This is a genomic window from Rhodococcus sp. B7740, from assembly GCF_000954115.1.
Lineage (GTDB): Bacteria > Actinomycetota > Actinomycetes > Mycobacteriales > Mycobacteriaceae > Rhodococcoides.
Genome location: NZ_CP010797.1, coordinates 402,143 through 414,452 on the forward strand (window position 1 = coordinate 402,143; position 12,310 = coordinate 414,452).

Here is a 12,310-nt window from a genome sequence, read left to right on the forward strand (position 1 = left end):
CTGTTCGTTCCTGGTCGGCGTCGCTCACCATCATGGTCTGTTCAGTTGCCGCGCTCGGCCACGACCCCACCCGGGCGACCCAGTGCGTACGGTGCCTTGATGTCGGCATCGTCGAATGCCTGGAGTATCTCCTGGTGGAGTCGGCGCTGCACGGCCCACTGGCGGCCGGGGCGGGTCTTGATCGTGATGCGGATGGTGACCGTGTCGGCGCTGACCGCATTGACCCCGAGCATCTCGGGCGGTTCGAGAATGTCGTCGGCGAAGTCTTTCGACTCCACCACCTTCAGCGTGGTGCGTTCGGCGACTGCGCGGGCCTCGTCGATGTTGGCCGTGTGGGACACGGGCAGATCGAGAACGGCGACCGCGAAACCCTGACTCATGTTGCCCACGCGCAGCACCTCGCCGTTGCGGCAGTACCAGACCGTGCCGTTGACATCCCTGATCGTCGTGACGCGTAGCCCCACGCTCTCGACGGTGCCGGTCGCTTCACCGAGGTCGACGACGTCACCCACTCCGTACTGGTCCTCGAGAAGCATGAAGATGCCCGACAGAAAGTCTCGAACCAGGTTCTGGGCACCGAAGCCCAAGGCGACACCGACGATGCCCGCCGAGGCGATGAACGGAGCGACATTGACCCCCGCCACATCGAGCACCGAGAGCACGAACCACGTGAGAATCATGACCGAGACCGCCGACTTGAGCACCGAGCCGATCGTGTTGGCCCGTTGTTTGCGACGCTCGTTGAGAATCGCACCCTTGACGGTGCTCGACGACCGGTCGCGGAGCGGACGCAACAGCATCGGAGACTTCCCGACGTTGTTGCGGGTGAATCGGTCGATCAGTTTGTGCAGGACCAGTCGCAGCACGATGGCGAGGACCAGATAGCCCAGAGCCTGCAGCGGACGATCGACCAACCAGTCGCGTCCGGTCTCCGTCAACTCGAAAGCTCGGGTGTCGAGATCTCGCAACAGCGACGGGTCGGGAAGGGACGATGCGGACAGGAAGGTTGATACGGACACCCGAAAAGTCTACGGAGACGTCGAGATCTCGCCAGTCACGCTGCGCATGGAGCCGCCGATCGTCGATCGTGAACGCGAGGACGCGAGATGTTCACCGTTCGGCAACAGAAAATGCCGAGAAAAAGGCTGTGCGTGGACGGTGTATTCGTGTTCCACTGTCACTCGTGTTCCACGCAAGCCATGCGCGGGCGCCGACTGTCTCTGGAGCAACGCATGAAGAACTCGCAACACCGCCATCGACAACTCCCGCCCACTGAGGGCCGCACCACGCACGACCAGCGTGAGACGGCCTCGGGGGCTTCTCCGCTGCGTGTGGTGCCGACGGCTCACACCGCCACGGGCGACGACGCCGTTCCGGCGTGGGTCAAGCGCCGTGTGCTGCTCCTCAATGCCACATTCGAACCACTGACCGCGCTTCCGATGCGCCGGGCGGTGGTTCTTCTCGTTTGTGGGAAAGCCGACGTGGTGCACGACGATCCGGAGGGCCCGTTCATTCGGTCTGCGGACTTCTCGGTCCAGGTGCCGTCGGTGATCAGATTGCGGACGTTCGTCCGTGTTCCGTACCGAGCGCGAGTGCCGATGACCCGCGCCGCGCTGATGCACCGCGATCGGTTCCGGTGCGCGTACTGCGGAAGCAAAGCCGAAACCGTCGACCATGTGGTCCCGCGTAGTCGCGGAGGTGGCCACTCGTGGGAGAACTGCGTCGCTTGCTGCGCCTCGTGCAACCATCGCAAGGCGGACAAATTGCTCAGTGAGATCGGCTGGACACTGCGCGCCCAGTTGGTGCCGCCCAAGGGTCCGCACTGGCGACTGTTGGCGACGACCAAGGAGCTCGACCCGACGTGGCTCGCGTACCTCGGTGAGGGTGCTGCCTGACGCGGTCGGGTCTGCACATTTCGGTCACAACACCGGCCCCGACGTGGTTCGACGCGCAATTGTCGACTAACGTCACACCCCGTGAGCATTTTTGAGACCACGCTGATATTCGGGGTGATTCCGGTTGCGGTGATCGGACTCCTCGGCGCGTTGTCCTACTTGACCGACAAGCAGCCCGGTATGGACGTTCCGCCCTACCGACTGACGGACGAGTGGACGCGCGAGCCATTGCTGTGGAGTGCTACGGACGAGGTGACTCCCTTCGGAGGCCACGGTTCGCACGACGCCGACACAGCCGACTCGATCGGAGGTTCCGCAAGTGGCAAGTGGTGAACTCGTCCGCAGTGACGTCAGAGAAGAAGACCTGCCTTTCGGGGCTGCGCTCACCTCGAGCGGCCGCGTCTCGGCGGCTCACGAGTTCGGGACCGCGAATCCCGAGCACCTGCCGTTCGCCACGCAGGACCTGGTTGCGCTCGACGACGCACTCACCCAAGCGATTCGGCAGACCAAGATCCGGTTCAACGTCTACATCGGTGATCTCGGCGTCGATCCGGCCGCGGGTGCGGATTCGGTGTTTCCCGGGACTCCCGATGCCGTTCGCTCGGTTCTGATCGCCGTCGACCCCAATCGGCACGCACTCGAGATCCGCACCGGAAAGCGAGTGTCCAATCGAGCGACCGACCGGGTCGCACAGTTGGGTGTCACCGCGGCCCTCGGCCCGTTCCGCGACGGAAACCTCATCGACGGTCTGGTCACCTCCGTCCGGGTGATGGCCGCGTCCATCCTGAGCCCCTAGCTCCCTTCCTCCCGACCGCGCTCGTACGACGAGGGCCGGTTGCTCCACCTCCGGGTGAAGTAACCGGCCCTCGTCGTCGGTGCCGTCGAGATCAGCTCGCGTCGAACTCCCGTGCAGCGAGAGCCCGAACGATTCCGGCCCGGCCCTCGATCACCAGGCGTCGGAGTGCGGGCGGTAGGTCGCCGTCGAGGAATCCGTCCGCCGCAGCGAGGGAGTCCTCCGAGATCGACCAGGACGGGTACAGGCCCACCACGACGGTCTGCGCGACCTCACTCGAACGACGCGCCCAGACACCTTCGATGGCGTCGAAATAGCGGGCGACGTACGGTTCGAGCAGCTCGCCCTGACCTGGTCCGGCGAAGCCGCCGATGATCGAGCGGGCCGTGATGTTGGGAACCGCATCGTCGTCCACCACCGTCGTCCAGGCCTGCTCCTTCACCTCCGCGCTGGGCCGAGCGGCTCGTGCAGCCGCTGCCGACCGGGCTCCGGCGGCAGTGTTGTCCCTGGCCGCCTCGGCGTCGATCACCGGCGAGTCCAGGCCGTCGGCGTCGATCGCACCGGCACCGGCCAGCGCCGTGACGATGCGCCAGCGCAGATCGGTATCCACGCCGAGGCCGTCCAGCGACTGCCCCTCCACATCACCGTCGAGCAGTGCCCTCAGCACGTCGATGTGACGGTCGCCGAGCTCGGTGCCGGTGAGAGCATTGACGAATGCCAGCTGGTGATCCGAGCCTGCTTCGGCGCTGCGCGCCAGGTCGAGCAGCGCATCGGCGAACTCGGGGGTACCGTGCTCGGCCGCCCATGCCGGGTCGGCGTAGCTGGAGATTGCGGTCTGGGCCTGCAGCAGAAGTCGTTGCACCACACCCACTTCCGTCTCAGCGCCGATTCCGCGCTGGACGAGGGCCACGAAGTCTCGCGCCTTCATCTCGGCGGATCGAGTCATCTCCCAGGCCGCCGACCACGCGAGGGTGCGGGGGAGTGGCTCGGCGATGTCGGCGATTCGAGAGAGAAGGACATCGAGCGAATCCGGGTCGAGTCGCACCGCGCAGTACGTCAGGTCGTCGTCGTTGACCAGGACGAGCTTGCCGCGCGAGACGCCGACCAACGCATCGACGGTCGTCGACTCGGCAGCGTCGAGGTCGAGTTCGACGCGGTCGGTGCGCACCAGCTTGCCGTCGACGTCGTCGTAGATTCCCACCGCGATGCGGTGCACGCGATGCTCGCCCGCACCCGGGGCAGCACCGGTCTGCAGCACCGAGAAGCGGGTGAACTTGCCGTCGGCGTCGACGTCGAAATCCGGGCTCAACGTGTTCAGGCCGGTGGTGCGCAGCCACTGGGCACCCCAGTCGGAGAGATCGCGTCCCGACGACTTCTCCAGAGCGGCAAGCAGATCCGAGAACGTGGCGTTGGCGAAGGCATGATCGACGAAGTACGCCCGCAATCCGGCGAGGAAGTCCTCCTTGCCGACGTACGCCACCAGTTGCTTGAGCACACTCGCGCCCTTGGCGTAGGTGATGCCGTCGAAGTTTACCTCCACGGCCGCGAGATCGGGAATGTCGGCGGCGATGGGATGCGTCGACGGCAACTGGTCCTGACGGTAGGCCCAGGCCTTCTCGACGTTGGCGAAAGTGGTCCACGCGTTGGTGTACTCGGTTGACTCGGACTGGCACAGCACCGAGGCGAACGTCGCGAACGACTCGTTGAGCCACAGGTCGTCCCACCACGTCATGGTCACCAGGTCGCCGAACCACATGTGTGCCATCTCGTGCAGCACGGTCTCGGCGCGCCGTTCGTACGAGTACCGCGTCACCTTGGACCGGAAGACGTAGTCCTCGAGGAACGTGACGGCACCCGCGTTCTCCATGGCACCGGCATTGAACTCGGGCACGAAGAGCTGGTCGTACTTGCCGAAGGCGTAGGGAGTGCCGAAGTTCTCGTGGTAGAAACCGAAGCCCTGCTTGGTCTCGGTGAACAGGCGCTCCGCGTCCATGTGCTCGGCAAGTGAAGCGCGGCAATAGATTCCGAGGGGAATGGTGCCGTGGTCGTCGGTGTACGAGTCGGTCCACTCCGCGTACGGTCCGGCGATCAGTGCGACGAGGTAGGTGCTCATCAACGGTGTCGTGTCGAACACGTGCTCGCCCGCCGCAGGCTCGGCGGCGTGCGCGGCATTGGAGATGATCGTCCAGCTCTCCGGCGCGGTGACCTTCAGATCGAAGGTGGCCTTGAGATCGGGCTGATCGAAGCAGGCGAACATACGCTTTGCATCGGCGGTCTCGAACTGCGAGTACAGGTAGACCGTGCCGTCCGACGGATCGACGAAACGGTGCAGTCCCTCGCCCGTGTGCGAGTAGACGCAGTCCGCATCGATGACGAGTTCGTTGTGCTCGGCCAGATTCTCGAGCGCGAGGCCGGTCGACTCGTCGTAGTCGGCGGTATCGAGATCGGCGCCGTTGAGCGTCGCGGAGCGGATCGTGCTCGCGATGATGTCCACGAAAGTCGACGCCCCGGCGGTGGCCGCGAACGTGATGGTGGTGAGCGAGCGGAAGGTCTTCTCGCCCGGATTGCCCTCGCCGTCGGTGAGATCGAGAACGATCGCGTACTTCGTTTCCCCGATGATCGCCGAACGCTCGGAGGCTTGGTCACGCGTCAGGTTGGGAGCAACCACTTCAGTCGACACCTCTTCGTGTAGTTATGGATAGTGCCTTCCATCCCATCACGTCACGCGTACCCCTCGCTGGCCGACGGGCCGTGCGGAATGTCTGCGCGGTGGGCGGTTGTTACGCAATGAAGAGACGTTGACCTCGACTTCCAAGGAGTAGGACAGTGGCCGGTTCAGGACAGAAAGACACTGCGGATTTTTGGTTCGACCCACTGTGCCCGTGGTGTTGGATCACCTCGCGGTGGATTCTCGAGGTGCAGCAGGTGCGCGACATCGACGTGAACTTCCACGTCATGAGCCTGGCAGTGCTCAACGAGGGCCGCGATCTGCCCGAGGAGTACGCCGCGATGATGAAGAAGGCCTGGGGGCCGGTTCGGGTGGCGATCGCCGCAGCCAAGCTGAAGGGCGACGAGGTTCTCGCCCCGCTGTACGCGGCCATGGGAACGCGAATTCACAACGAGGGCAACAAGGATTTCGACGTCGTGATCTCGGAGTCGCTCGCGGAACTGGATCTGCCCGGTGACCTTGCGAAGGCCGCCGAGAGCACCGACTACGACGAGGACCTGCGGACCAGTCATCACGCGGGCATGGACAAGGTGGGGCCCGATGTCGGCACCCCGACCATCCACGTCAACGGCGTGGCCTTCTTCGGCCCTGTGCTCTCCCGAATCCCGCGCGGTGAAGAAGCAGGCAAGCTCTGGGACGCGTCGGTGATCTTTGCGTCGTACCCGCACTTCTACGAGCTCAAGCGCACCCGCAACGAGGACCCACAGTTCGACTGATCGCATGACCCTCGTGCGTGGAAATTCGTACCCTGCTACGAGTTTCCGCGTACGGGGTTCGTCAGGCGACGATCCGATCCGAGCTGTCCTCGGTACCGAACGTCCGATGCTCGCCGACGTGGAACCGCCTCGCCGACCACGCCGCTGCGGCCGCGTCGAGAACATCGTCGACGGCGGGTCCGGGCGGCAGATCTGCGAGATCGAGGTGTTCTCTCCATCGCATCAGGGCGGACAAACGCTGCCCGACGCCTCGGCCGGACTTCTTCGACGCGAACGTCGTCGTCGGTGACATCGCCCGGAACGAGCATTCGGGATGTACCTCGACGTACCGGTCCCGGTCGAAGTCGGCATCGAGCCAGGCCTTCACGGACGGCAGGATGTGCCACGTCTGCTTGCTGATCGCCTTGCCGGTGAGTTGCCGAGACACCGCACACGCTTCGGGATACGACTCGGCGGCGAGCACGTCGACGACCGGCGTGTGGAAGATCGAGCTCCTCGCCGTTCCGAGAAACCTCTTGGCCTCCAGTTCGCTGACGCGATAACCGCCTCGGGGCAACGACAGCGGCATGTCGACTCCCACTCGTGCGCAGTCCCGAGTCACCTCGAGCACGTCGGCCACCGACGCGCAACCGGTCCACGTCAGCGTGGTCCCGGCCGAGATCGCGACCACCCATGCGCCCTTCGCGCCGTCCACACCGGCGAATTTCTCGGCTTCGGAGTTCACCTGTCAGACTCTAGGCATGCGCGTATACCTGGGTGCCGACCACGCCGGCCTCGAGTTCAAGAATCAGATCATCGAACACCTGACGGCGACCGGGCACGAGCCCGTCGACTGCGGTGCCTTCGACTACGACCCCGTCGACGACTACCCGGCATTCTGCATCGACGCAGCACGCCGCGTCGTCGCCGATCCGGGTAGCCGCGGCCTGGTGCTCGGCGGTTCCGGAAACGGCGAGCAGATCGCCGCCAACAAGGTGCCCGGCGCTCGCTGTGCGTTGGCGTGGAGCGTCGAGACCGCGAAGTTGGCCCGCGAGCACAACGACGCTCAGCTCATCGGCATCGGCGGCCGCATGCACACGCTGCCCGAAGCCCTCGCGATCGTCGACGCCTTCCTCGGTACCCCGTTCTCGGGCGAGGAGCGCCACCAGCGCCGCATCGACATCCTGTCCGAGTACGAGCGCAGTGGCGAGGCACCCGAGGTGCCGGGAAAGCCCGCATAGGTGCCCGAGGGTCACACTCTGCACCGACTGGCTCGGTTGCACGGACGTCGGTTCGGCGGGGCACCGGTTCGGGCGAGCAGCCCAGAGGGGCGGTTCGCCTCCGGTGCCGCGCTGATCGACGGCCTCGTCCTCGAGAAGGCCGAGGCCTGGGGCAAGCATCTGCTGCACCGGTACGAGTCCGATCTGATCGTTCACATCCATCTCGGTCTGTACGGGAAGTTCACCGAACAGGCTGTGCCGCTGGACGATCCGGTCGGTGCCGTGCGATTGCGCATGGTGGGGGAGAAGTACGGTGTCGACCTGCGCGGCCCCACCGCCTGCGAGATCTACACCGAGGAGCAGGTCGACGCCCTGGTGGCGCGCCTGGGACCGGACCCGCTGCGTAAGGACGCCGATCCGGACGCAGCGTGGGCGCGAATCTCCAAGTCGCGCACGGCAATCGGCACGTTGCTGATGGATCAGAAGGTGCTCGCCGGAGTCGGCAACGTCTACCGCGCCGAGATCCTGTTCCGGCACGAGATCAACCCCATGCGGCCCGGCAAGGACCTCGATCGAGCCGAGTGGGATGCGATCTGGTTCGACCTCGTCGACCTCATGGCGATCGGTGTCCGACGCGGGCGCATCATCACCATCCGGCCCGAGGACGATCACGGCGACACTTACGGTGCACGGCGACCGCGGTCCTACGTCTACCGCAGGCAGGGGTATCCCTGCCGGGTGTGCGGAGCAGACATCCTGCACTCGGTGATGCAGGCTCGAAACCTGTTCTGGTGCCCGGTCTGTCAGGCGACCTAGAACCCGCCGAAGTCGCCCCCACCGCCGAAGTCGGCTCCGCCGTCGAACATGCCCCCGCCGCCGTCGTCCATCGCACCGTATTCGGTGTCGCCGCCGGAGTAGTCGTCACCGCCTCCGTCGGAACCGTCGGCCCCCATGTCCTCGCCTGCCGCGGTCTCCTCCGGCACCCCGGCCATGCCGGAGAACATGGCCGAGAACAGGAACATCGAACCCATTCCCCATGCACCTGCCACCAAGGCCGGCCGCCACCACGGCTCGGAGTACCAGCCCGCGGGTACCGGACGACCCGCGACTCGGCCACCGGGGTAGTAGTTCGGGGTGCGATCGGACGGATCCGGCGATGCCGCGATCTCACGGCCCTCGAAGTCGACCTTGCGATCCTCGGTGACTCGACCCGCCTGCTGCTGGCCGTCGATGCCCTGGACCTCCGGGCCCGGGTCCATGCCCATCGCCAGGCGGGCGGCGCGGATGTAGTAGAGACCCTCGAGCGCCGTCTGCTTGGCCAGTCGGGCCTGTTCGGGGGTAGTGGCCTGGTCGATCTGCGAACCGGCGGCGATGTTGCGTTCGGATGCGTCGGCCAGGGCCTGCTTGGAGGCGGTGTCGGTGCCGATCAGGTTGTAGACCTGGCCGCCGAGACGCTCGATCGACTGCCGGGCATCGGCCTTTGCGTCGGCCAGCGCGGTTTCGGCCGCCGCGGCCGAGTTCTTCTTGCTTCGCAGCACCAATAGGGCCACTGCGGCGATGACGATGACGATCAGGACGATTTCCACTGCGGACCTTCCGCCGACGATGCATGCCCGGTTCGTACGGACAATTCGGACACCGTCCAGGGTACGCGGACACGAAAAAGCCCCGCACCAGGAGTGCGGGGCCTTTCGGTGGAGCCGATGACGAGAATCGAACTCGCGTAGCCTGTTTGGAAGACAGGGGCTCTACCATTGAGCTACATCGGCGTGCAAACAACAGTCGTGGGATCGCCAGTTCCGTCGCCTGCGTTTCAAGACTGTACCCAACGCCGACGCCGGATTCCAAACCGGCCCGCCGCGAGCGGTTCGTCCGAACGTCATCGGTGGGGCGCCCACGGGGGGCTACTATCGGTTGCTGTTCAATGGTGTCCGTACGACGGGGTGTGGCGCAGCTTGGTAGCGCATCCGCTTTGGGAGCGGAGGGTCGCAGGTTCAATTCCTGTCACCCCGACAAAAGAGAGCCGCAGGCACGGCTCGCCGTGTTCGTGGCGAGCGAGAGCAGACAGCACACCGGAACCACCAGCAAGCAAGAACCACCAGAAGGAGCATGTCCCGTGAAGAGCACCGTCGAGCAGCTGAGCCCGACGCGAGTCCGTATCAACGTTGAGGTGCCCTTCGAGGAGCTCAAGCCTGATTTCGACCGCGCGTACAAGGCTTTGGCTCAGCAGATCCGCCTCCCCGGCTTCCGTCCCGGCAAGGCTCCGGCCAAGTTGCTCGAGGCTCGTGTCGGCCGTGGTGCGGTTCTCGAGCAGGTCGTCAACGACGCTCTTCCCTCTCGCTACTCCGAGGCCGTGACCAACGAGAAGGTCAAGGTCATCGGCCAGCCCGAGATCGAGATCACCAAGATCGAGGACGGTACCGAGCTCACGTTCACCGCCGAGGTCGACGTCCGCCCCGAGATCGATCTGCCCGACTACTCGACCATCAGCGTCGTCGTCGATCCGCTCGAGATCAAGGACGAGGCCGTCGACGAGCAGCTGCAGTCGCTGCGCCAGCGTTTCGGCACCCTGACCGGTGTCGATCGTCCCGTCCAGTCGGGCGACTTCGTCTCGATCGACCTCTCGGCCACCGTCGACGGCGAGAACGTCGAAGAGGCAACCGCGAGTGGACTGTCCCACGAGGTCGGCTCCGGCCAGCTCATCGAGGGACTCGACGACGCGATCATCGGCGTCTCGGCCGACGAGTCGAAGGAATTCACCTCCACTCTCGTTGCCGGTGAGTACGCAGGCAAGGAAGCCGTCGTCACGGTCAAGGTCGTGTCCGTCAAGGAGCGCGAGCTGCCCGAGGCCGACGACGAGTTCGCCCAGCTGGCCAGCGAGTTCGACACGTTCGACGAGCTGCTCGCCGATCTGAGGACCCGCGTCGAGCGAGTCGCGAAGGTCGAGCAGGCCGGTCAGATTCGCGACAAGGTGCTCGAGACGCTGCTCGACACGATCGAGATCCCGGCTCCCGAGGCCGTCGTCAAGGCCGAGGTCGATTCCCAGGTGCACGAGGCCATCCACGGCCTCGACCACAACGAGGAAGCACTCGCCGAGCTGCTCGAGTCGCAGGGTTCGAGCCGCGAGGAATTCGACAAGGACGTCAAGGAAGGTGCCGAGAAGTCGGTGCGCACCCAGCTCCTTCTCGATGCGATCGCCGAGGCCGAGAACACCCAGGTCGGGCAGGAAGAGCTCACCGAGCGAATCATCTTCCAGGCGCAGCGCTACGGCATGCCGCCCGAGCAGTTCATTCAGCAGGTGCAGCAGGCCAACCAGCTCGGTGCCGTGTTCGCCGATGTCAAGCGCGGTAAGGCGCTGGCTTCGGTCGTCGAGCGCGTCACCGTGACCGACACCACCGGCGCGAGCGTCGACACCGCAGAGCTGTTCGGCAGCCCCGCCGATGCTCCCGGCGAGGTCGAAGCAGCAGATTCTTCCGAGGGCGAACAAGAGAAGTAACGCTCACAGCGAACGACGGCGGTTCCGGGACTCCGGAGCCGCCGTCTTTCGTTAGTGTCTGTGTCAGGAACCAACGATTTGTTATGGAAAAGGCAGGTACCGTGACTGTTCAGAATCCGGCGGCTTCGCACCAGCAGAGTCCCGTCATGACTTCGGCTGCAGCAGGGCTGAATCTCAGCGACTCCGTGTACGAGCGTCTGCTTCAAAACCGCATCATTTTCCTCGGTACCCAGGTCGACGACGACATCGCCAACAAGTTGTGCGCTCAGATCCTGCTGCTCTCGGCCGAGGACCCCACTCGCGACATCGCGCTGTACATCAACTCGCCCGGTGGCTCGGTCACCGCGGGTATGGCCATTTTCGACACGATGGAATTCGCCGAGTGCGACATCGCGACCTACGGAATGGGTCTGGCTGCCTCGATGGGTCAGTTCCTGCTCTCTGCCGGTGCCAAGGGCAAGCGCTACGCCCTGCCGCACGCGCGCATCATGATGCATCAGCCTTCGGCCGGTATCGGCGGCAGTGCCTCCGACATCGCCATCATGGCCGAGCAGTTCGCGCACACCAAGCGTGAGATGGCCGAGCTCATCGCCCAGCACACCGGCCAGACCGTCGAGCAGATCACCGAAGACTCCGATCGTGACCGCTGGTTCACGGCGCAGGCGGCCAAGGAATACGGGTTCGTGGACCACGTCGTCAGCCGTGCGCGGCAGGCCGGCGGAATCGGCGAGTAAATCGGCCGCTCCCGGCGACCCTCGATCACTTACATCTTGGAGAAACGATGACAAACCTGTTCGACCCCAATCAGCTGCCGTCCTCCCGATACATCCTGCCGTCCTTCGTCGAGCACTCCAGCTACGGCGTGAAGGAATCGAACCCCTACAACAAGCTGTTCGAGGAGCGCATCATCTTCCTCGGCGTCCAGGTCGACGACGCGTCCGCCAACGACGTCATGGCTCAGCTGCTGGTGCTCGAGGGCCTCGACCCCGACCGAGACATCACGATGTACATCAACTCGCCCGGTGGCTCGTTCACCTCGCTGATGGCGATCTACGACACGATGCAGTACGTCCGCGCCGATGTTGCGACCGTCTGCCTCGGCCAGGCCGCGTCGGCCGCGGCCGTCCTGCTCGCCGCAGGCACTCCCGGTAAGCGTGCGGCGTTGCCCAACGCGCGCGTGCTGATTCATCAGCCCTCGAGCGGTGGCATTCAGGGCCAGGTGTCCGACCTGGAGATCCAGGCCGCCGAGATCGAGCGCATGCGTCGACTCATGGAGACCACCCTCGGCCGCCACACCGGCAAGGATCCCGACGTCATCCGCAAGGACACCGATCGCGACAAGATCCTCACCGCGGAACAGGCCAAGGACTACGGAATCATCGACACCGTGTTCGAGTACCGCAAGCTCTCTGCCCAGAAGTAGCAGAGCGAGTACCACCGGTCGGACCTGACGGGTCCGGCAGAAGATTCCGACGCCGGGCGT

13 protein-coding genes and 2 tRNA genes are annotated in these 12,310 nt (G+C 65.1%); 10 read left to right on the plus strand and 5 right to left on the minus strand.

Annotation, left to right across the window (positions count from 1 at the left end; all coding sequences use genetic code 11):
• Window positions 1-41 precede the first annotated feature (41 nt).
• Entirely contained in the window at window positions 42-1,001 is a 960-nt protein-coding gene (locus NY08_RS01805; protein WP_045199538.1) for a mechanosensitive ion channel family protein, read from the minus strand.
• A gap of 231 nt (window positions 1,002-1,232) precedes the next feature.
• On the opposite strand from NY08_RS01805, the gene NY08_RS01810 reads away from it, so the two are divergent.
• From NY08_RS01810 to NY08_RS01820, 3 genes are all read left to right on the plus strand, one after another.
• On the plus strand, window positions 1,233-1,895 hold the full coding sequence (locus NY08_RS01810) for an HNH endonuclease (protein ID WP_176459074.1): 663 nt from the start codon (window positions 1,233-1,235) through the stop codon (window positions 1,893-1,895).
• An 81-nt stretch (window positions 1,896-1,976) separates the two neighbouring features.
• Window positions 1,977-2,228, plus strand: a complete 252-nt coding sequence (gene ctaJ, locus NY08_RS01815) for an aa3-type cytochrome oxidase subunit CtaJ (RefSeq protein ID WP_032394605.1) — start codon at window positions 1,977-1,979, stop codon at window positions 2,226-2,228.
• On the plus strand, window positions 2,215-2,691 hold the full coding sequence (locus tag NY08_RS01820; protein WP_032394604.1) for a DUF5130 family protein: 477 nt from the start codon (window positions 2,215-2,217) through the stop codon (window positions 2,689-2,691). Before ctaJ ends, NY08_RS01820 begins: the two co-directional genes overlap by 14 nt.
• 91 nt (window positions 2,692-2,782) lie before the next feature.
• Here NY08_RS01820 and pepN read toward each other — a convergent pair whose 3' ends face one another.
• Window positions 2,783-5,356 carry an aminopeptidase N gene (gene pepN, locus NY08_RS01825; RefSeq protein ID WP_045194584.1) on the minus strand — a complete coding sequence of 858 codons (2,574 nt, stop codon included), beginning with the start codon at window positions 5,354-5,356 and terminating at the stop codon, window positions 2,783-2,785.
• 158 nt (window positions 5,357-5,514) lie between these two features.
• On the opposite strand from pepN, the gene NY08_RS01830 reads away from it, so the two are divergent.
• Complete coding sequence (locus tag NY08_RS01830) at window positions 5,515-6,132, plus strand: mycothiol-dependent nitroreductase Rv2466c family protein (RefSeq protein ID WP_045194585.1); 618 nt, start codon at window positions 5,515-5,517, stop codon at window positions 6,130-6,132.
• 61 nt (window positions 6,133-6,193) lie between these two features.
• On the opposite strand, the gene NY08_RS01835 is transcribed toward NY08_RS01830, so the two are convergent.
• Entirely contained in the window at window positions 6,194-6,856 is a 663-nt protein-coding gene (locus tag NY08_RS01835; protein WP_082073664.1) for a DUF429 domain-containing protein, read from the minus strand.
• A gap of 16 nt (window positions 6,857-6,872) precedes the next feature.
• Between NY08_RS01835 and NY08_RS01840 the strand changes: the two genes are divergently transcribed.
• The gene (locus NY08_RS01840) at window positions 6,873-7,352 is read left to right on the plus strand and encodes a ribose-5-phosphate isomerase (protein WP_032379225.1); all 480 of its coding nucleotides are present in this window, start codon (window positions 6,873-6,875) and stop codon (window positions 7,350-7,352) included.
• Entirely contained in the window at window positions 7,353-8,147 is a 795-nt protein-coding gene (locus NY08_RS01845) for an Fpg/Nei family DNA glycosylase (protein ID WP_045194589.1), read from the plus strand. It abuts the gene before it with no gap.
• Here NY08_RS01845 and NY08_RS01850 read toward each other — a convergent pair.
• Entirely contained in the window at window positions 8,144-8,917 is a 774-nt protein-coding gene (locus NY08_RS01850) for a hypothetical protein (RefSeq protein WP_045194591.1), read from the minus strand. The two genes, NY08_RS01845 and NY08_RS01850, sit on opposite strands and share 4 nt — an antisense overlap.
• 109 nt (window positions 8,918-9,026) lie before the next feature.
• Window positions 9,027-9,100, minus strand: a tRNA-Gly gene (locus tag NY08_RS01855).
• 170 nt (window positions 9,101-9,270) lie between these two features.
• Between NY08_RS01855 and NY08_RS01860 the strand changes: the two genes are divergently transcribed.
• The 4 genes from NY08_RS01860 to NY08_RS01875 all read left to right on the plus strand — a co-directional run bounded on the left by NY08_RS01860 (window position 9,271) and on the right by NY08_RS01875 (window position 12,250).
• A tRNA-Pro gene (locus NY08_RS01860) sits at window positions 9,271-9,344 on the plus strand.
• 103 nt (window positions 9,345-9,447) lie between these two features.
• Window positions 9,448-10,827, plus strand: coding sequence for a trigger factor (tig, locus tag NY08_RS01865; RefSeq protein ID WP_045199544.1), 1,380 nt, complete (start codon window positions 9,448-9,450; stop codon window positions 10,825-10,827).
• A gap of 83 nt (window positions 10,828-10,910) precedes the next feature.
• The gene (locus tag NY08_RS01870; RefSeq protein ID WP_082073666.1) at window positions 10,911-11,561 is read left to right on the plus strand and encodes an ATP-dependent Clp protease proteolytic subunit; all 651 of its coding nucleotides are present in this window, start codon (window positions 10,911-10,913) and stop codon (window positions 11,559-11,561) included.
• A 47-nt stretch (window positions 11,562-11,608) separates the two neighbouring features.
• Window positions 11,609-12,250, plus strand: a complete 642-nt coding sequence (locus NY08_RS01875) for an ATP-dependent Clp protease proteolytic subunit (protein WP_008715342.1) — start codon at window positions 11,609-11,611, stop codon at window positions 12,248-12,250.
• The last annotated feature ends 60 nt before the right edge of the window (window positions 12,251-12,310 follow it).